12 protein-coding genes and 1 pseudogene are annotated in these 19,229 nt (G+C 35.4%); 10 read left to right on the top strand and 3 right to left on the bottom strand.

Going from position 1 to position 19,229, the window contains the following annotated elements:
• Nucleotides 1–73 precede the first annotated feature (73 nt).
• A complete protein-coding gene (locus tag VB264_RS16990) occupies nucleotides 74–979 on the bottom strand; it encodes a 1-aminocyclopropane-1-carboxylate deaminase/D-cysteine desulfhydrase (RefSeq protein WP_323251170.1) in 906 nt (301 codons plus the stop codon).
• Between the two features lie 39 nt (nucleotides 980–1,018).
• On the opposite strand from VB264_RS16990, the gene VB264_RS16995 reads away from it, so the two are divergent.
• From VB264_RS16995 to VB264_RS17005, 3 genes are all read left to right on the top strand, one after another.
• On the top strand, nucleotides 1,019–2,038 hold the full coding sequence (locus VB264_RS16995; protein ID WP_323251172.1) for an RluA family pseudouridine synthase: 1,020 nt from the start codon (nucleotides 1,019–1,021) through the stop codon (nucleotides 2,036–2,038).
• 23 nt (nucleotides 2,039–2,061) lie between these two features.
• A complete protein-coding gene (locus VB264_RS17000; RefSeq protein ID WP_323251174.1) occupies nucleotides 2,062–2,511 on the top strand; it encodes a GNAT family N-acetyltransferase in 450 nt (149 codons plus the stop codon).
• 241 nt (nucleotides 2,512–2,752) lie between these two features.
• On the top strand, nucleotides 2,753–6,532 hold the full coding sequence (locus VB264_RS17005; RefSeq protein WP_323251175.1) for a hydantoinase B/oxoprolinase family protein: 3,780 nt from the start codon (nucleotides 2,753–2,755) through the stop codon (nucleotides 6,530–6,532).
• Nucleotides 6,533–6,642: 110 nt separating this feature from the next.
• Here the strand turns inward: VB264_RS17005 and VB264_RS17010 are convergent, their stop codons facing one another.
• Nucleotides 6,643–7,659, bottom strand: coding sequence for a GntR family transcriptional regulator (locus tag VB264_RS17010; RefSeq protein WP_309918719.1), 1,017 nt, complete (start codon nucleotides 7,657–7,659; stop codon nucleotides 6,643–6,645).
• A gap of 696 nt (nucleotides 7,660–8,355) precedes the next feature.
• Nucleotides 8,356–8,667 (bottom strand): hypothetical protein, encoded by a 312-nt coding sequence (locus VB264_RS17015; RefSeq protein WP_323251178.1) that lies wholly within the window; start codon nucleotides 8,665–8,667, stop codon nucleotides 8,356–8,358.
• Nucleotides 8,668–8,891: 224 nt separating this feature from the next.
• Between VB264_RS17015 and VB264_RS17020 the strand changes: the two genes are divergently transcribed.
• The 7 genes and pseudogenes from VB264_RS17020 to VB264_RS17050 form a co-directional block, all read left to right on the top strand.
• Nucleotides 8,892–11,393 carry a YbcC family protein gene (locus VB264_RS17020; RefSeq protein ID WP_323251180.1) on the top strand — a complete coding sequence of 834 codons (2,502 nt, stop codon included), beginning with the start codon at nucleotides 8,892–8,894 and terminating at the stop codon, nucleotides 11,391–11,393.
• Between the two features lie 9 nt (nucleotides 11,394–11,402).
• On the top strand, nucleotides 11,403–13,271 hold the full coding sequence (locus VB264_RS17025; RefSeq protein ID WP_323251182.1) for a proton-conducting transporter transmembrane domain-containing protein: 1,869 nt from the start codon (nucleotides 11,403–11,405) through the stop codon (nucleotides 13,269–13,271).
• Nucleotides 13,272–13,361: 90 nt separating this feature from the next.
• Nucleotides 13,362–14,948: a SulP family inorganic anion transporter gene (locus VB264_RS17030; protein WP_323251184.1), complete on the top strand. Its 1,587-nt coding sequence runs from the start codon at nucleotides 13,362–13,364 to the stop codon at nucleotides 14,946–14,948.
• 83 nt (nucleotides 14,949–15,031) lie between these two features.
• On the top strand, nucleotides 15,032–16,351 hold the full coding sequence (locus VB264_RS17035) for a hypothetical protein (protein WP_323251186.1): 1,320 nt from the start codon (nucleotides 15,032–15,034) through the stop codon (nucleotides 16,349–16,351).
• A gap of 155 nt (nucleotides 16,352–16,506) precedes the next feature.
• Nucleotides 16,507–16,878 carry a hypothetical protein gene (locus VB264_RS17040; protein WP_323251188.1) on the top strand — a complete coding sequence of 124 codons (372 nt, stop codon included), beginning with the start codon at nucleotides 16,507–16,509 and terminating at the stop codon, nucleotides 16,876–16,878.
• Between the two features lie 284 nt (nucleotides 16,879–17,162).
• On the top strand, nucleotides 17,163–18,752 hold the full coding sequence (locus VB264_RS17045) for a SulP family inorganic anion transporter (protein WP_323251190.1): 1,590 nt from the start codon (nucleotides 17,163–17,165) through the stop codon (nucleotides 18,750–18,752).
• A gap of 11 nt (nucleotides 18,753–18,763) precedes the next feature.
• Nucleotides 18,764–19,117: pseudogene (locus VB264_RS17050) on the top strand (carbonic anhydrase); the annotation flags it as partial.
• Between the last annotated feature and the right edge of the window lie 112 nt (nucleotides 19,118–19,229).

A 19,229-nucleotide genomic window follows, 5' to 3' on the forward strand; every position in this document is an offset into this window, starting at 1 on the left:
TAAGTACCTCGCTAGGGATTACTATTAGCTGGCGACTTAAGTCGCCAGCTAATAGTAATAGTAAGAATTAGTTTTAAACTATGCTCGCTTGATTAATAGCTGTTTTTTTTAACTCATCACAACGCCCTTGTAAGCCTCCTGTATGTACAGCAACGATATTAGCATTTTCAGGAAAGTATCCTTTCTGGATTAAATCATAAATACCAAACATCATCTTGCCAGTATATACTTGTTCAAGCATAATATTGGGATTCCTTTCTTCAAAGCCTTTGATGAAACTAATCAACTCAGGAGTGGTTTTGGCATAGCCGTCAAAATGGTATTGTTCATTCAATTCAAACTCTTTTTCAAAAGGCAAAAGCTTTTCAATCTGTCCTTTCAATAAACCTTTACCTTTTAGCGAAGCAAAGCCTATCGCTTTGGTATTCCCTCTTAATCCACTGATGATACCTGCAATAGTTCCGCCTGTGCCTACTGCACTACAAATATAATCGGGGTTAAGTACATCATAAATTTCATCAACCATTTCATTGACGCCCTTTATCGCCAAATCATTTGTGCCACCTTCTGGCAAAACATAAAACTTCTCGCCATACTGCCGTGTTAATCTATTCCTAAAATTATAATCGAGTCGGGTAACAAAAATTAATTCCATGCCACAATCATGAGCAAATCTTAGCGTAGCATTTGAATCAGGCGTAAGTTCGTCTCCGCGGATGATACCTACAGTTTTAAAACCAAACTCTTTACCAGCAGCGGCTGTTGCGTAAATATGGTTTGAATAGGCTCCGCCAAAGGTTAATAACTGATTAAATCCTTGTAATTTGGCCTCAATTAAATTGAATTTTAGTTTCCTCCACTTATTCCCCGTTACTTCTGGATGAATTAAATCATCTCTCTTTAAATAAAGTTTTACCTTAAATGAATCAAGTATAGGATCCTTTATTAACGCTAAAGGAGACGCGGGTAATTGAAACATGGCGGTATTTGTTTAAATTTGGTTTTTAATGCCAAATATATGCAAGAAATAGAAGACGAAGAAGAAGAATTATATCAGCATCACCGATTTGAGGTTGACAAAGGACAAAGTGTATTAAGGATTGATAAGTATCTTATGTCCCGACTACAGAATGCTTCTCGCAATAAAATTCAGGATGCTATCGAGACTGCTGCGGTAAGAGTAAACGATGCTGTAGTAAAAGCCAATTATAAAGTAAAGCCTTTAGATGTTATCACGGTTTTATTACCAGAACCACCTCGGAATACAGAAATTATCCCACAAAATATCCCTTTGGATATTGTTTATGAAGACGATGAGTTATTAGTCGTAAACAAACCAGCAGGCATGGTTGTGCATCCTGCACATGGCAACTGGGAGGGCACTTTGGTGAATGCCTTAATTTACCATTTCCAAAATTTACCTACCCACCGCAATGGCGAAATCCGCCCAGGATTGGTACACCGTATTGATAAAGATACCTCTGGTTTACTGGTAATTGCCAAAACAGATACAGCAATGACACATCTGGCAAGACAGTTTTACGACCATAGTATCGAACGTACTTATAATGCTTTGATATGGGGTGAGCCTAAAGCAGATGAAGGAACTATTACAGGGCATGTAGGTAGAAGCTTAAAAGACCGTAAAGTAATGACTGTTTTCTCAGATGGTTCAATGGGAAAAGATGCTACTACACATTATAAAGTATTGAAGAAATTACGGTATGTATCAGTGGTTCAATGTAATTTAGAGACTGGAAGAACACACCAAATCCGTGTGCATTTCAAGCATATAGGTCATCCATTGTTTAACGATGCTACTTATGGGGGAGACAGGGTATTGAGAGGAACAGTATTCTCTAAGTATGAACAGTTTGTAGCGAATTGCTTTAAAATGTGTCCGCGACAGGCATTACATGCAAAATCGCTAGGATTTATTCATCCAAAAACGGGCGAATTTTTACAATTTGATACAGAATTACCTGAAGAAATGCAACAAGTAATCCAAAAATGGGAGACTTATGTAACTAATGAATAAACAATTAATCTAACCAATTTCCAATGTCAGTCATTATCAGAAAAGGTATTCGTGAAGATGTACCCGTGATGTTCGAGCTAATCAAGGAGTTAGCACTATATGAAAAAGCCCTAGAACAAGTAACAAATACCGTTGAGCAAATGTACCTTGATGGTTTTGGTGAAAACCCTATCTTCGGGTCTATTGTGGCGGAAGTTGAAGGTGAAGTAGTTGGTCTAGCTTTGTATTATTATCGATATTCTACTTGGAAGGGCAAACGCTTGTATCTGGAAGATTTGATCGTTTCTGAAAAAATGAGAGGGAAAGGTTTAGGCGAGCAATTATTAGAAGCCACCATTCAACAAGCTAAAGACGATTCCTGTACGGGTGTAATGTGGCAAGTATTAGATTGGAACGAACCTGCCATTAATTTCTACAAGAAATTTGGAACAAAAATGGACGGCGAATGGATTAATGTTCATTTGGATTTTTGATATTGGAGACTGGAGGACTTTAGGATTGTAAGACTTAAGGACTATGAGTATGGGACTTAAGAACTATGAGACTTAAGGACTAAAGGATAGGATATAAAGATATATGTGGAGTCCTTTAGTCCTAAAGTCACTAATTTAAATCTTACAAAATCCTGTAGTCTTCAAGTTTAAAAATCCTTAATCTTAAACTCCTTTAGTCCTAAAGTCTTCAAGTCTAAAAGTCCTTAATCCTAAAGTCTTAATGGAACTGCAAAAAACCTTCAACATTTCAATAGATACTGGTGGAACTTTCACCGATTGTGTAGCATCTGATAATGATGGAAATCAATACCGCTATAAAATTCTTTCTAATAGTTCGCTGCGTGGTGAAATTATTGAACAAATCAATCTACAGACATTCAAAGTAAAGTCTTCTTGGTTTTTAAAAAGGGATATTTTAGCAGGCTATGCTTTTACATTGTTTAATCATAGCTTTCAAGCTGAAGTGGTGAGTTTTGATATTGAAAGCAATACATTGACTATCAATCAACCATTACCTGAATTATTGGGTAGTCAAGTATTAAGTTTTGCTTTAACAGCCTTTGAAGAAGCGCCTGTACTAGGAGCAAGGTTGATAACACAAACAGGCTTGAAAGAAGCATTCCCACCTATTCAAATTAGGATAGGTTCAACCAAAGGAACGAATGCCTTGTTGGAAATGAAAGGAGCGAAGACGGCTTTTTTGGTAACAAAAGGTTTTAAAGATTTATTAGTGATTGGCAATCAATCTCGTCCAGATATTTTTGCGTTGAATATTGTTCGTCCCGAACCATTATATAGTGAGGTAGTTGAAGTAAATGAACAGATTGATAAAGATGGTAATGTCCTTGAATCCATTGATGTTTCGATGCTTGAAGAACAAGCTAAACGACTTAAAGATAAAGGCATTTTGGCAATTGCAATATGCTTAAAAAATGCTTACCGCAATAATATTCATGAAAAGCAATTAAAAGAAGTTCTCCTGAAATACTTTAAATATGTAAATATCTCTACAGAACTAAGCAAGCAAATCAAGTTTTTGAACAGAGCAGAAACTACAGTTGTCAACGCTTATCTTTCTCCCATTATCAATACCTATATCAATAATATTAGCGCACAGATTCCTGATAAGCATTTCAAGGTAATGACCAGTGCTGGGAGTTTGGTAAATGCACATCATTTTCATCCCAAAGATAGTTTACTATCTGGCCCTGCTGGTGGCGTAGTGGGGGCAGCCTATATTGCAAAAGTATCTGGGTTTGAAAAAATTGTAACTTTCGACATGGGCGGAACCAGTACAGATGTAGCCCGTTATGATGGCAATTTCGATTATCAATTCTCACAAAAAATTGGCAATGGACAAATATTTAGTCCATCGTTAGCCATTGAAACGGTTGCTGCTGGTGGAGGGTCAATTTGTTCTTTTGATGGCTTTAAATTAAGCGTAGGACCAGAGAGTGCAGGTTCTATGCCGGGACCAGCATGTTATGGAGCAGGAGGCGAATTGACAATTACGGACGTAAATTTACTACTAGGTAGATTAGATATTCAACAATTTAGCATTCCCGTTTTCCCTGAAAAAGCTGCTGAAAAATTACAAGAATTATTGGCTAAAATTGGTGAAAAAACGGGCGTACAACCCGAAAAAGAAGAGATTTTAGAAGGATTTAGAGCTATTGCCAATGAAAAAATGGCAGATACTGTTCGTAAAATATCTATTGCGAAGGGATACTCCATCCATGATTATGCCTTAGTAGCCTTTGGCGGTGCAGGTGGTTTACATGCCTGTGGTATTGCTAATTTATTGAATATTAATACTATCCTTTTACCGAAAGATGCAGGCTTACTTTCTGCTTTTGGCATTGATAAAGCACAAGTAGAAAGGTTTGCCGAAAGGTCTGTTTTAGAGATTTTTAACGAAAAATTAAATAACTATCTGCCTGAATTATTCAAACAAGCAGAGGAGGAGGTAATTAGTACGTTAAAAAATGATGGTGTAGAAGCTTCAACAATTCGATTTAAAAGTCATTCCTTGTACTTGCGTTTCAAAGGACAAGACTCGACGATAGAAATAGCGTGGCAAAATTTCGATGCTATTTTAGCCACTTTTAAGGCAAAATATACAGCCATCTTTGGACACTGGATTGAGAGCAGAGCCATCGAATTAGAAAGTATCAGGGTGAATGCTTACGAGTTTTCAGAGAAAGAATTATTGGAAGAAACAGCAATATTTGAAGAATATTTTCCGCAGGAAAATCATTCTGTCAAAGCATTTTTTAATAAACAATGGCAAAATGTACCTGTCTATTTTAGAAATCAATTAGGTAACGGAGCCATCATTAAAGGCTTTGCTTTAATACTCGACCCTTTTAGTACGACTGTCATTGAACAAGGATGGATACTGAAAATTGACAGTCATGGAACGGCTATTATTCAAAAAGAAGCAGTAGCAGTTATTGACAATGAAATAGATAATCAAGAGACTCAACTAGAGTTGTTTACGAATCGTTTTATGACGATTGCCGAGAATATGGGCTTGTTACTTCAAAGAACTGCTCTCTCTGTCAATGTCAAAGAAAGGCTAGATTTCTCTTGTGCATTGCTAGATGCATCAGGCGAACTGATTGCTAATGCACCTCATATTCCTGTACATTTAGGAAGCTTGGGCGTATGCGTAAGAAGCGTACTAAAGTATATCAACATTGATAAAGGCGACGTTGTAGTGACAAACCATCCAAAATTTGGAGGGTCACATTTACCTGATATTACGTTAATATCTTCAGTATATTCTTTTGATAATCAACTGATTGGTTATGTAGTCAATCGTTGTCATCATTCCGAAGTTGGTGGGGTACGTCCTGCCTCAATGCCTCCTTATTCTAAAAATTTAGCGGAGGAGGGCATAGTAATTCCACCGATGTATTTAGTGAAAAATGGAGAAATGCGTTGGGATGCTATCAAAGAATTGCTTTTATCAGGTGCGTACCCTACACGAGCCATCGAAGAAAATTTAGCAGATTTAAATGCTGCTTTGGCTGCCAATCGAAATGGAGAAGAAGCTTTACAGGCTTTGGTTCAGGAACATAGTTTATCTAAAGTTCATTTTTATATGAACCGATTGAAAACGTATTCAGAAAGTAGGATGCGTGAAAAACTGCAACAATTCGGGCAAGGAGTCTATCATGCAGAGGAATTTTTGGATAACCACGAGCCTTTAAAAGTTCAGGTAAATATTCAAGCAAATGGCTGTACGATTGATTTTACAGGAAGTGCCACAACAGACTCAGGCAACTTGAATGCTAATATAGCCATCGTAAATTCAGTAGTAATTTATGTATTAAGGTTGTTATTAAATGAAAAAATACCTTTGAACGATGGTATTTTGAAGGCAGTAGAATTAATAATTCCCGAAAAGTCAATCTTAAATCCTGATTATCCCGACAATCCTAAAGATTGTCCTGCCGTAGTAGGAGGGAATGTAGAATTAAGTCAGAGGCTAACGGATACTTTACTCAAAGCTTTTGGCATTGTGGCTTGTTCACAAGGAACGATGAATAATTTCTTGTTCGGCAATAAAACCTTTGGCTACTATGAAACCATCTGCGGAGGCAGTGGTGCAGGAGAAGGTTTTGATGGTACCTCTGGTGTACATACGCACATGACAAACACGAGGATTACTGATGCTGAAATCATGGAATTACGTTATCCTGTCTATCTAAATCGTTTTGAAATTCGTGAGGGTTCAGCAGGAAAAGGGAAATATAAAGGTGGTGATGGCATTATACGTGAAGTTACTTTTTTAGAAGATGTTGAAGTCTCTTTACTGCGTCAACACCTCAACACTCAACCTTATGGGTTAAATGGCGGAAACGCAGGAGCATCGGGTAAACATTTATTAACCAGAACCGATGGAGCTGTTACGTCGGATAATGAGATTACAGCACACGCAGGAGATAAACTAACTATTTGGACGCCCGGTGGCGGAGGGTTTGGAATAGCATAATTAAATTATGACTTGAAATAACATGATTAGTAATTGGGTATGTTGATTTTTTTGTCAACCTATTTTAGGCAAGCACAACTAATCACCAATTACTAATCACCAATCACTACCTACAATGATTTACGTTTAATGAAATACCCTTTATTTACAAACCTGCCTTTTTCTCGCGAGAGAATCATTTGAGCAGCCCTTTTTCCCATTAAAGCAAAATCGTTTGAAATGACCGATACCCCTTCCGCCAGAATTTCTTTGATGGGCGTATCGTCATAAGACATCAGTCCAATGTCGCTACCAAGTTTCCACCCTTTTTTATTCGACCAATTGATGAATCGAACCAAATCATTTTCTCTGAAAACCAAATATGCATGGTCTTTTTGAAGGTGTTCTTCCTCTTCTAAATCAGAAATAATTTCATAAGAAATGTTGTTTTCATGGCAGAATCGCTCAAAACCTTGAATAATGCCAACAGGCGTATATTGAAAACTTTTGCTACTAAGCACCAATGAAAAGGTTTGATACTTTTTGATTAATTCCTTGGCTTCATTCAAACCTACGTAAGTATTATTCTTAAAATCTTGATACAGGATGGCATAATCTGTCCCAAAACTTGGTACATCAATATCCAGTATCAATAGTTTTTCTTTAGGTATTTTTTGAAGTACGTTCGTCACATCTTGATTAAAATGTGGCATTACGATATAAAAATTATATGACCCCAAATGATTGAGGATAGTATTTTCAAAAACTTTTAAGTTATGATGATGAAAGAAAATATTAATCGTTACGTTTTCTCCTAATTCTGCCACTAAACTATCATACAAAATCTCCTTGTAAGGTGTAAGGGCGTCAAAAAGCACAAAAATATTTAGCTGACTCCTCGTGTCAGTATTTGAAACATAAAATCCTTTGCCGTGGTGAGACGTAATAATTCCTTTTTCTCGAAGGTCATCATAAGCTTTGGCAACCGTCATTCTGGCCATTCCAAAATTCTGCGATACTTCGTTGATAGATGGTAGTTGTTGCCCTCTCACTAACGCTCCTTCTTCAATTCCGTTGATAATGTATTCAATTAACTGTTGAAATTTAGGCTTGCTAGAGTGGGCATCAATTTGAGTGCTGTTTTTCATTGAATCTATTTCTTTCTATTTGAGGTAATTAAGGCAAATTAATAATATTTTTTTGCTGTATTAATAAACTGTTGTCTTTTTCCTGTTTTAACTCAAATTATGGTTAAAAAATTTTGAATCGATAATTTTTTTTTTAAATTTGTAGTGGAATTAACTAGCATAGTATAGCATTGTTTTAACATTGATTTAATGATTAAAACGAGCTTCAAGATATAAATGTTTCATCACCAAGTTTAGTGATGATTGGATTACAAGTTTTGTTTATAAAAATGGTTAATGGTGTACAGTGTCTGTCGGAGACATAACTTTGTCTCCGCAGGCAATTGTCTTCAAAACAAGACTTGCTTAAAGATGCCTCCTATCTCTGAATATTTAACTTCTAAACTACTTGATTTCAAGTAGTTTTTTTTTGTATTTATAGTCAATATTGTTTTTTTAATATAAAATTTAATTTTACAATGAATTATATATTAATATTAAAATAATATCACTTTTTTTGATGTTAATTAATATGAATATTATAAATTGGCATCAATATCAGAAATACCAGTCCACATATTAACAGCGTTTTGATATGAAGTTTTTAAAAATCCTTTTGTTGTTGTTGCTAGTTAGCTTCAAATTCATTGCTTCGCCAATGAATACAGAAGGTACTATGCACAATCACTTCATAAAAAGGTATATTTTAAAATCAGCTCATGATGACGCTAGAACACAATTGTGTGATACTGAAATTAATGAAAGTGAAGAAAGTTCTGAACACACTAAAGAATTCGATTTATCAAAAATTGCCTTCACTTTTAGCGAGTTTTTTACGTTTAAACTATTTGTATTAAAGCAAACATACCTTACTTCTTGGATTTTTAAATCTAAAATCCATTCTTGCTTTCCGCTTTTTGCGCTATATCTCAATTTTCGAATTTGATCTCTTTTTGCCAGAAGCATCATACTGATGCCTTTCCGTTCGTTTACATCATCGCTTTGTAAATTCATCTGGCCGTTTTTCATTACCATTTTCTTTAAAGTTTGTTCAACATATTCGATTATTCCGATGATGTTGGGTCATTCTTGTATGTAAACTTGATTGATAATCTTGATTGCTATAACCACAAATCAAAGATGTTGGAATTTGAGTTGCTTATATTTTGTGCTTAGAGTATTACTTTCTAGCCAATAAAGAAATATGCTTATACGAGTTATTACAAGTTTTAATATAATCTTAAAGTATTTGTATGAAAGCACACGATTCATCTTTTGATGAGCACGAGGTTCTTCATGAGCTAAAGCACTATTTACCTGCACAAGCTCCGTTGAAAGACTTTGTTCATCATAACACACTTCATGCGTTCCAACAGCTGAAATTTTATAAAGCCTTGAGAAAGGCATCCAAAATGTTTGGATACAATGTGTTCTTGGGTTTAGACGAATTCAGAGCGTTGTATCAATCAAATAGAATTAGTTTGCCAATTCTTGAAAAAGTTATCATCGAAAGAATGGGTGAAGAGTTTCTTCTTGATTGGAAAGAGAAAGTTCTTCAAAAAACGTATGAAACAGCGGTAACACCTCGCATTGGTACTTTAAGAGCAAACTGGAAATTGGTACACCATATTGACATGGATTTGTTGGTTCATCCAATTTTATTCAGAATCCTTTGTAGTTTTCTTGACCAAGGGATTTCAATTTGGAGTTTTCCAAATATTCATAAGGGGTTTTTAGCTTCCATCAGAGAAATGGAGCGAAATAGCTTTACTAGCTTTTTTAAAACTGAGCGAGCAAAAAATATTTTACTAAATGGTAATTGCAAGATTGAAGACTTACTGAAGATTATTGTTGGTGACTCATCGCTGTATAAACAATATCTTTTTGATCAGCAATTTGCACATCAAGGTTGGTCTGGAATGGTTTCTGTAGTAGAAGATATCCCTGAGACACTACTTGACCACAAGAAAATATCAACACACGATTTAATCGTTTTTGAATTATTATTAGAGATAGATGCGCTTGATTTTAAATTTGGACAAAACTGGGCTCCTCTGGGAAGCACTACTAAAGAAAAAATAAATGACATCTTAGCTGAAGTACCTGAAAGTGAATTGAATCAAGTACTTTCAATTTGGCAAGATGCTTTTGAGTGGACTTACTATGATCAAGTATTAGCAGGTATCCAACTCCAAAAAGGGGAAAAAAGAATTATTGAGGAAAAAAGCTTTCAAGCAATATTTTGTATTGACGACCGCGAATGTTCTATTCGCCGTTATCTTGAAAAACTTGATACTAATTGTGAGACATTTGGTACACCAGGCTTTTTTGGCGTTGAATTTTACTATCAACCAGAACACGCTAATTCTTATACCAAACAATGTCCTGCACCTGTTACGCCCAAATTCTTGATTAAAGAAGTGGGTTCTAAAAGCAAGCAGGTAAAGGATGCACATTTTACAAAACATACGCATTCGTTATTTAGTGGCTGGTTCATTTCCCAAACACTTGGCTTCTGGTCAGCTATGCGTTTGTTTTTGAATATATTCAGACCTACTACCAGTGCCGCTGCTGTTTCTTCATTCAAACATATGGATAAGGAATCTAGCCTAACGATTGAACATAAGCACGACCATGCACATCCACGTAAAGATGAACTTCAAGTAGGTTTTACTGTGGCTGAGATGGCCCAACGTATGGAAGGTTTGTTAAAGAGTATTGGATTAGTAAATGACTTTGCACCTGTCGTATATATCGTAGGACATGGAGCAAGTAGTGTAAACAATACTCATTATGCTGGTTATGATTGTGGCGCTTGTTGTGGCAGACCCGGTTCTGTAAATGCCAGAGTCGCTAGCTCTATGCTGAACCATAAAGAAGTAAGAGCAATATTGGCTACCAAAGGAATCGATATTCCTGATACAACGCAGTTTGTAGGAGCTTTGCATGATACAACCCGTGATGAGATTTCATTTTTCGATGAAAAAGAGCTTTCAGAAAAAAATAAAGAGGGGCATTCAAAAAATGAAAAGTTTTTTATAGAAGCCCTTGATTTCAATGCTAAAGAGCGTTCTAGAAGATTTGAATCAATCAATACGAAACTAACGGCTGGAGAAATTCATGATAAAATACGCACAAGATCGGTTTCTCTTTTTGAGCCACGACCAGAGCTAAATCATGCTACTAACGCTGTTTGTATTGTAGGACGAAGAGAATTATCAAAAGAATTATTCTTGGATAGACGTGCCTTTATGAATTCATACAATTATCAGGTTGATTTAGAAGGAAAGTTTCTATTCAATATTTTGAAAGCGGCAGCGCCAGTTTGTGGAGGTATTAATTTGGAATACTATTTTTCAAGAGTCGATAATCAGAAACTAGGGGCAGGTTCAAAACTACCACACAATGTGATGGGGCTTTTTGGAGTAGCCAATGGTATTGATGGAGACTTAAGACCAGGTTTGCCAAGCCAAATGATTGAAGTACACGACCCAATTAGAATGTTATTTATTGTTGAACATTTCCCTGAGGTTGTTTTGAATACTATCAAAATATTGCCCGAAACCTATGAGTGGTTCAATAATGAATGGGTACATCTAATAGTAGTAAATCCTGAAAACAGAGAGATGTTCAGATTTCAAAATGGACATTTTGTTCCTTATCAGGCTGTTAATGAAAAAATTAATTCAGTTTCTGATATCGAATCATTATTAGAATCACATCAAGAGAATTTTCCAGTTTATTTAATAAAATAAGAATACAAAATGACTTCGATACTTCAAATTTTTATTCTTATACCAGTTATAGGTTTTATTTTAAGTTTATTAATTCCAGCAAAAAAAGAAGGTATTATCTCACGAGTAGCTTTTTTAACGGTGGGGTTACACTTAATTAGCTTTATTGTATTTTCGGTTTTTTGGCTTTTTCATGGTCATGAATCACTTAATCTTAAAGAGATTGTATTGTTTAAATCTAAAGATTATGAGTTTCTGATTGATTTTTGTTTCGACAAGATTACGGTAGTGTATTTGTTGGTAGGTGCATTTTTGACTTTTCTAGTAACGATATACAGCCGATATTATCTTCATAGAGAAGAAGGGTATAAACGTTTTTTTAATACGATTCTGTTTTTTTATGTAGGTTATAATGTAGCGATTCTGTCTGGAAATTTTGAGACCCTATTTATAGGATGGGAAATATTAGGAATATCATCATTCCTATTAATTGCCTTTTATAGAAACAGGTATTTGCCCGTTAAAAATGCTATCAAAGTGTTTTCAGTATATAGAATTGGTGATATCGGATTGATACTTGCCATGTGGGCAAGTCACCATTTATGGCATGAAAATATTACTTTCTTGAAATTGAGCAATTATGAATTAGTACACGAGCATATATTAGGTCATAGTTTCACGGGCGTATTTATTTCATTAATGATTTTGGTAGCCGCAGCTGTTAAGTCTGCTCAATTGCCTTTTTCATCATGGTTGCCAAGAGCAATGGAAGGTCCAACGCCTTCAAGTGCTATTTTTTATGGTTCACTTTCGGTGCATTTAGGGGTGTTTCTTTTATTAAGAACATTTCCTTTTTGGGAACATCAAATCTCTGTTAGAATATTGATTGCTCTGTTAGGGTTGACAACCAGCATCATAGCGTCATTAATTGCCAGAGTGCAGTCGTCAGTTAAAAGCCAGATTGCTTATGCTTCCATCGCACAAATAGGACTAATTTTTATTGAGGTTGCAGCAGGTTTTGAAAGCTTGGCATTGTTTCACTTTGCAGGAAATGCCTTCTTAAGAACATACCAGTTGCTTGTTTCACCATCAGTAGTGAGTTATATGATTCGTGAACAGTTTTATAATTTCATTCCACGTCAGCATACTATTGAAGATTCTTTCCCTAAAAAAGTAGAATATTCTATTTATGTGATGAGTTTGAAAGAATGGAATTTAGATTTATTCATGGATTACATCGTTTGGAAGCCATTAAAAAATGTAGGTAGAAAGTTAGACTTCCTGACAATCAACAAATTACTGTTATTATTTATTCCTACTTACGTTGTCGGTTTAGTGCTATTGTACAACCAAGAAAAACTTGCGCCACAATTGCATGAATATTTACCGGGATTGTTTTCGCTGATTGGTTTTATCATGGTCTTGAAATCTTTCTCTGAAAGAAAAAGCCCGAGAATGAGCTGGTTATTAATCATCATGAATCATTTCTGGATTGCCCTAGCCATTTCATTCAACGAGCATTTTAAAGTAGAAGAAGCCATTTTTTACTTAAGTGGCATTATCATAATGGGAGCTTTGGGATACTTCACTTTAAGTAAGTTGAAATCACTAGAGAAAACGCTCGACTTGAATCGTTTCTACGGACACGTTTACGAACATCCAAAATTTGCAATGATGTTTTTGTTGGCTTGTTTGGGTTTAACGGGCTTTCCTATCACGTCAACGTTTATTGGCGAAGATTTAATTTTCAGTCATATCCATGAAGATCAAATTTTCTTAGCATTTTTTATTTCGTCAAGTTTCATCATTGGAGGTATTTCTGTGATAAGAGTTTATGCCAGAATTTTCCTCGGTCCACATATTAAAACGTATCATGAAGTACCGTATAAGTCTTCATAAAAAAAGAAATTACAAGAAATCAGATTCAATCTCAATAGTCAATTAAGGATTGAATCGCATCACTAAAAGTGTTTAAAATATTATTTCAAAATGGAAACAAAGACGAAACTAACTGCTCCTCTTGATGGCTTGGCAGGATTAAAAGAGAACTTTTCAACCGATGCGGTCTCTGGATTTATTGTATTTTTATTAGCCCTTCCCTTGAGTTTGGGGATTGCCAAAGCCTCAGAGTTTCCTCCTATTATGGGTTTGGTGACGGCTATCATTGGGGGTATCGTAGTAAGTTTTTTCATGGGCTCTAAATTAACGATTAAAGGGCCAGCAGCTGGCTTAATCGTAATCGTAGCAGGTGCAGTAAACGAATTTGGTGGAGGAGAAACTGGTTGGCATTTAGCATTGGGAGCGATGGTAGCAGCTGGTATTGTCCAAATACTTTTTGGAGTATTTAAGTTAGGTAAACTAGCAGACTTCTTTCCACTTTCAGCCATTCATGGTATGCTTGCAGCCATTGGTTTAATTATCATTGCGAAGCAAATTCCAGTATTATTAGATGTAGCACCAGCTTTGACAAAAGGAAAAGGCCCATTGGCTTTGATTGCCTCTATTCCAACATTTATTGCGCATCTTGACCCTAAAGCTACGTTGATTGGTGTTCTTTGCTTAATCATTATGTTAGGTTGGCCATTTATCAAGAACCCTATTATCAAGAAAATACCTGCTCCATTGGTTGTGCTTATTATTGCAATTCCTGCTGAATTAGCAATGGATTTCCAAACTACTGAACCAGCTTATGCGTTGGTACACATTGGCAACTTGATGGAAAATATTAAAATCAATGTTGATTTTTCAGGTGTTTCTCAGATAGGATTATTTATTAAATATGTAGTCATGTTTGCTTTGGTAGGTACTTTAGAATCACTTCTTACCGTAAAAGCCATTGATATGTTAGACCCATATCGTCGTAAGTCTGATGCCAACAAAGATTTAATCGCTGTGGGTATTGGTAATACAATCGCCGCAATTTTAGGAGGCTTACCGATGATTTCTGAAGTAGCGCGTAGTTCTTCAAACGTTAATAATGGTGCGAAAACTCGTTGGGCAAACTTCTTTCATGGTTTTTTTATCTTAGCTTTTGTTTTGTTAGCATCCCATTTAATCGAGCTTATTCCTAACACTGCCTTAGCGGCTATGTTGATTACGGTAGGTATTAAATTGACGCATCCAAAAGAATTTATCCATACGTTCACCATTGGTAAAGAGCAATTGTCAATCTTCTTGATTACTATTTTCTTTACATTATATGAAGATTTATTAGTAGGTATTGCAGCAGGTATTGCTTTAAAAATCATTATTCACTTAGTGAACGGCTTACCAATTGGTTCATTATTTAAAGCACCAACGTTGGTCTCTTTTGAAGGAGATGATTATTTAGTAGAAATTGATAAATCTGCTGTTTTTACAAATTACTTAGGAATTAAAAGCAAATTGGATGCTATTCCTGCTGGTTTTAATGTAACGATTGACTTAAAAAGCACTAGATTGGTAGATCACTCGGTGATGGAAAACTTGCATCACTTTGAGCATGATTATATAGAAGGAGGAGGTACTGTTAAAATAATAGGTCTTGATAATCACAAGCCTGTTTCTGGTCATAAGTTGGCCGCACGTAAAGCTTAATATTCACATATTTTGTTATAATTAATACTGAGTGACATTTTGTCGCTCAGTATCTCAAACCAATCTCTTATTATTATAATACCATGAATAAAATACTTTTTATAGTGGCTGGACTAGTGTTGTCCTATACAAGCTTTTCCCAGACTTATAAAGACGGCAAATTATATTTGAATCAGGATGGGTCTCAGTTTTTAAAAATGACATTATTGAATCAAGTTTGGCTTCGTCATAACGAAAATAACCCTGGTTCAACAACAAACGGTTTTGATAAATCTTCGACTACTGATATTGGTATTCGTAGATTAAGATTACAATTGTTTGGACAAATCACCGACCGTACTTATATCTATTTACAAATAGGGGAGAATAACTTTAATGCATTATCAGACCGCAAACAGGGTTTCTTTATCCATGATGCCATTGGGGAATATGCAGTAGTGAAAAATAAGCTATCATTAGGTGGAGGCTTAACAGGATGGAGTGGCTTAGCACGTTTTGCCGCACCTTCAGTAGGTGGACAATTAGGCGTAGATGCTCCGCTTTATCAACAAACAACGAATGATGTAACTGACCAGTTCCTTCGAAAATTAAGCATTTATGCCAAAGGAAAACTAGGTTCATTTGACTATAGAGTAGCTTTATCAGACCCAATGGCGATTCAAAAATCATCTGGGTTTAATGCAGCAACAGCATTAACTAAAAATTCAAACTTTGCCACAACACCACCAAAATTTCAGACCCAAGGATATTTTCAGTACCAATTTTGGGATAAAGAATCTAACATGAATCCTTACACAGTAGGAACATATTATGGCTCTAAAAAAATCTTCAATATTGGTGCTGGTTTTATCTATCAACCTGACGCAATGTGGCATTTGGCAGATAATGGAAGAGATACCTTGAAAACAGCGATGACATTATTAGCAGTCGATGCTTTTTATGATGCTCCTATTAACAAGGAAAAAGGAACAGCGTTGAGTGCTTACTTAGCACTTTCAGACTATAATTTCGGTAAAAACTATATCCGCGAAAGCGGCCCGTTGAATCCTTCTACTGGCAATGCCAATGCAAGTGTGTTGAATGGTGCAGGTAATAATGCCCCTTTGTACGGAACAGGACAAACCGTTTATGGACAAGTAGGATATAAGATGGCAAATAGTATGTTAGGCAAAGCAGGCACTTTGATGCCTTATGTTAGTGTACAGTATTCTGATTATGAAAAATTAGCTGACCCAATGGTATTTTATGATGCGGGTATCAACTGGTTGTTTACAGGACATACTTCTAAGCTAACATTGGCTTACCAAAGTCGCCCAGTATATACAAGTAATTCAGCAGGTGAATATCATTCAACTGACAGAAAAGGTGGCATTATTATGCAATATCAAGTATTTTTTAATTAGAGTGTTACAATATTTTAGTTTGTATGTGGTTTAATATTGGATTGGGTTATCGGCTTCGATAACCCAATTTTGTTTTAATTACTTCAATCTTTTATCCTATTTGTATCAATGGTAGAACGAAAATGTTTTAATTTTGGTTTTAGAAATTAAACCTTATGCATACCAAGACTAAACTACATATTGTCTTTCAGACTTTTTGCTTGGCTTTGGCCTTGCATTTTGTTGCATTGAATGTAGGAGGTATTTATTATTTAAAGTTTTTTCTACCTAAAGAAAAAATAGTTAATCTACTGAATAAAGCTGAAGCTGAAAAGAAAACTGATACTGATTCTTCAGATGATGTGCCTGAATCAGATGACATTAATGATTATAACGTCATTTGTGTAGTAGAATCTCTCTCATTATTTTTGAATAACCTTACTTTAAATGATGACGCATACTATTATACATTAGCACTTTTCTCTTCATATTCCTCTCGTACCCTCCGTGGTCACTTTGATGTGATAATTCAGCCTCCGCAAGTATAAAATCTATTTTTTAATGGTTAAGCTGTTTGAACTTTCAGTTTCCGAGGTGAAAGTATTGTATTTTTGAATTGATTTTTTCAAAATTTGGGAAGCATAGCATCGCTACGTTGAGTAAATTTTGGAACAAGCTATTCTAAAAGACTTAGTTTAACCCGAAAGGGAAAGTTTAAACAGCTTCGGTATAAAATTGAATATATTCTATTGATTAGAATTAATTTATGCTGTACCCTATTTGGAGGAATCTCCAAGAAAATCAGATTTTTAAAAACTACTATGTTGGAATTATGTCAAAATTTAAATATTATCAATCATCGTTGCTATCAACTGACTGGAAATCTGGGATTTCTGTCTTTCTAGTAGCACTGCCTCTTTGCTTAGGAATTGCCCTAGCCTCGGGGGCACCACTTTTTTCAGGTTTACTCTCGGGTATTGTAGCGGGAATAGTGGTATCAGTTTTATCAGGTTCAGAAATTTCAGTAAGTGGGCCGGCTGCTGGGTTAACCGTAATTGTGGCCACAGCCATTAAAGATTTAGGTTCTTATCAAGGGTTTCTTGTAGCCGTTATTTTAGCAGGAATTATTCAAATAGGGTTAGGATATTTAAAGGCTGGAAAATTTAGTGCCTATTTTCCAGAGAGTGTCATTAAGGGAATGCTCGTTGCGATAGGAATTGTAATTATATTAAAACAAATTCCACATGCTTTGGGAGACGACCAAGATTATGAAGGGGAATTTGAGTTTGAACAAGTTGCTGACCACCAAAATACCATCACAGAATTGATTCGTTCTTTTATCGATTTCAATGATGGAGCCGTCATTATTTCATTTGCTTGTTTGGCATTATTGATTCTCTGGGACTATGCTTCCAAGAAAAACATCACTTTTTTCAAAGTATTTCCATCAGCCTTGGCTGCTGTAGCTTTAGGAGTAACGATTAATGAGATGTATGCGGTTTTTAAACCGGAATACTTTTTAGGAAATTCGCCTGCTCACATGGTTTCAATGCCTGTATTCAAAAATTTTCAAGATTTTACAAATGTATTGTTATTACCAGATTTTTCATTTTTAAAAAATCCGCATATATATACAGTAGCGCTTACATTGGCAATTGTGGCTAGTTTAGAATCGCTATTAAGTTTGGAAGCAGGAGATAGTATCGACCCACAAAAACGTATCTCATCTTCGGATAAAGAATTGATTGCTCAAGGTGTAGGTAATACTATCGCTGGATTTTTAGGTGGACTCCCTGTCACATCAGTAGTCGTTAGAACTTCGGCCAACGTATATGCAGGGGCTAAAACTAGGATGTCGTCAATAGTTCATGGGATATTATTATTAGCTTCTGTTGTATTAATTCCAGCCCTCATGAACAGGATTCCATTGTCAGCTTTAGCCGCCATCTTATTAATGGTAGGGTATAAATTGGCTAATCCTCTTGTCTTTAAAAGAGTGTATAAAGAAGGTTATGACCAATACATACCTTTTGCTATTACCATTATTGTCATTATTTTCAAAGACTTGCTGTTCGGTATCTTTATCGGAACATTCGTAGGACTATTGTTTGTAGTATTTACCAACTTCCAATCAGTTATTTCGGTCATTCGTGATGGCAATAATGTATTAATCAAATTCAATAAAGATGTTTCATTCTTGAATAAACATAGAATGAAACAGATATTAATGGGTTTGAAAGAAGGAGATGAAGTATTGGTAGATGGTTCAAGAGCTAACTTTATTGACCATGACATTTTTACGTTGCTTTACACTTTTAAAAATAGCTCAAAGAACAAGGGTATAGAAATGGTATTTAAAAAAGTAAATCGAAAAATACAAGGTGATATTAATCAATATCATGCAGAAGTGGAATCACATTAAATTTTAGATAGATGAAAGAATATAAGCAATTACTCCTAGCCAATAAAGCATGGGCAAAAGAGCGTTTAGAGTTAGATGAAGAGTATTTTAACATACTTTCTAAAGACCAACAGCCAAAGTTCTTGTGGATTGGTTGTGCTGATAGCCGTGTACCCGCTGAGGAAATTACTCATGCAGAACCAGGAGAGGTATTTGTACATAGAAATGTGGCGAATTTGGTAGTGCATACTGATATTAATTTACTTTCGGTATTGCAGTATGCTGTTGAAGTATTACATGTAAAACACGTTATTGTTTGTGGACATTATGGTTGTGGTGGTGTAAAAGCAGCTATGGGGCCATCTGACTTAGGTTTAATCAATAGACATTTTTAACATATATAATCTTGTTTTCGTACAATTTATTAGGCTATTTTCCTGAAATTGTAAAGTCCACAAGCTGTTTTCATAAGATTTTCTCTGAATCCGAATCTGTAAT

It is taken from the genome of Arcicella aquatica (genome assembly GCF_034928825.1).
Lineage (GTDB): Bacteria > Bacteroidota > Bacteroidia > Cytophagales > Spirosomataceae > Arcicella > Arcicella aquatica.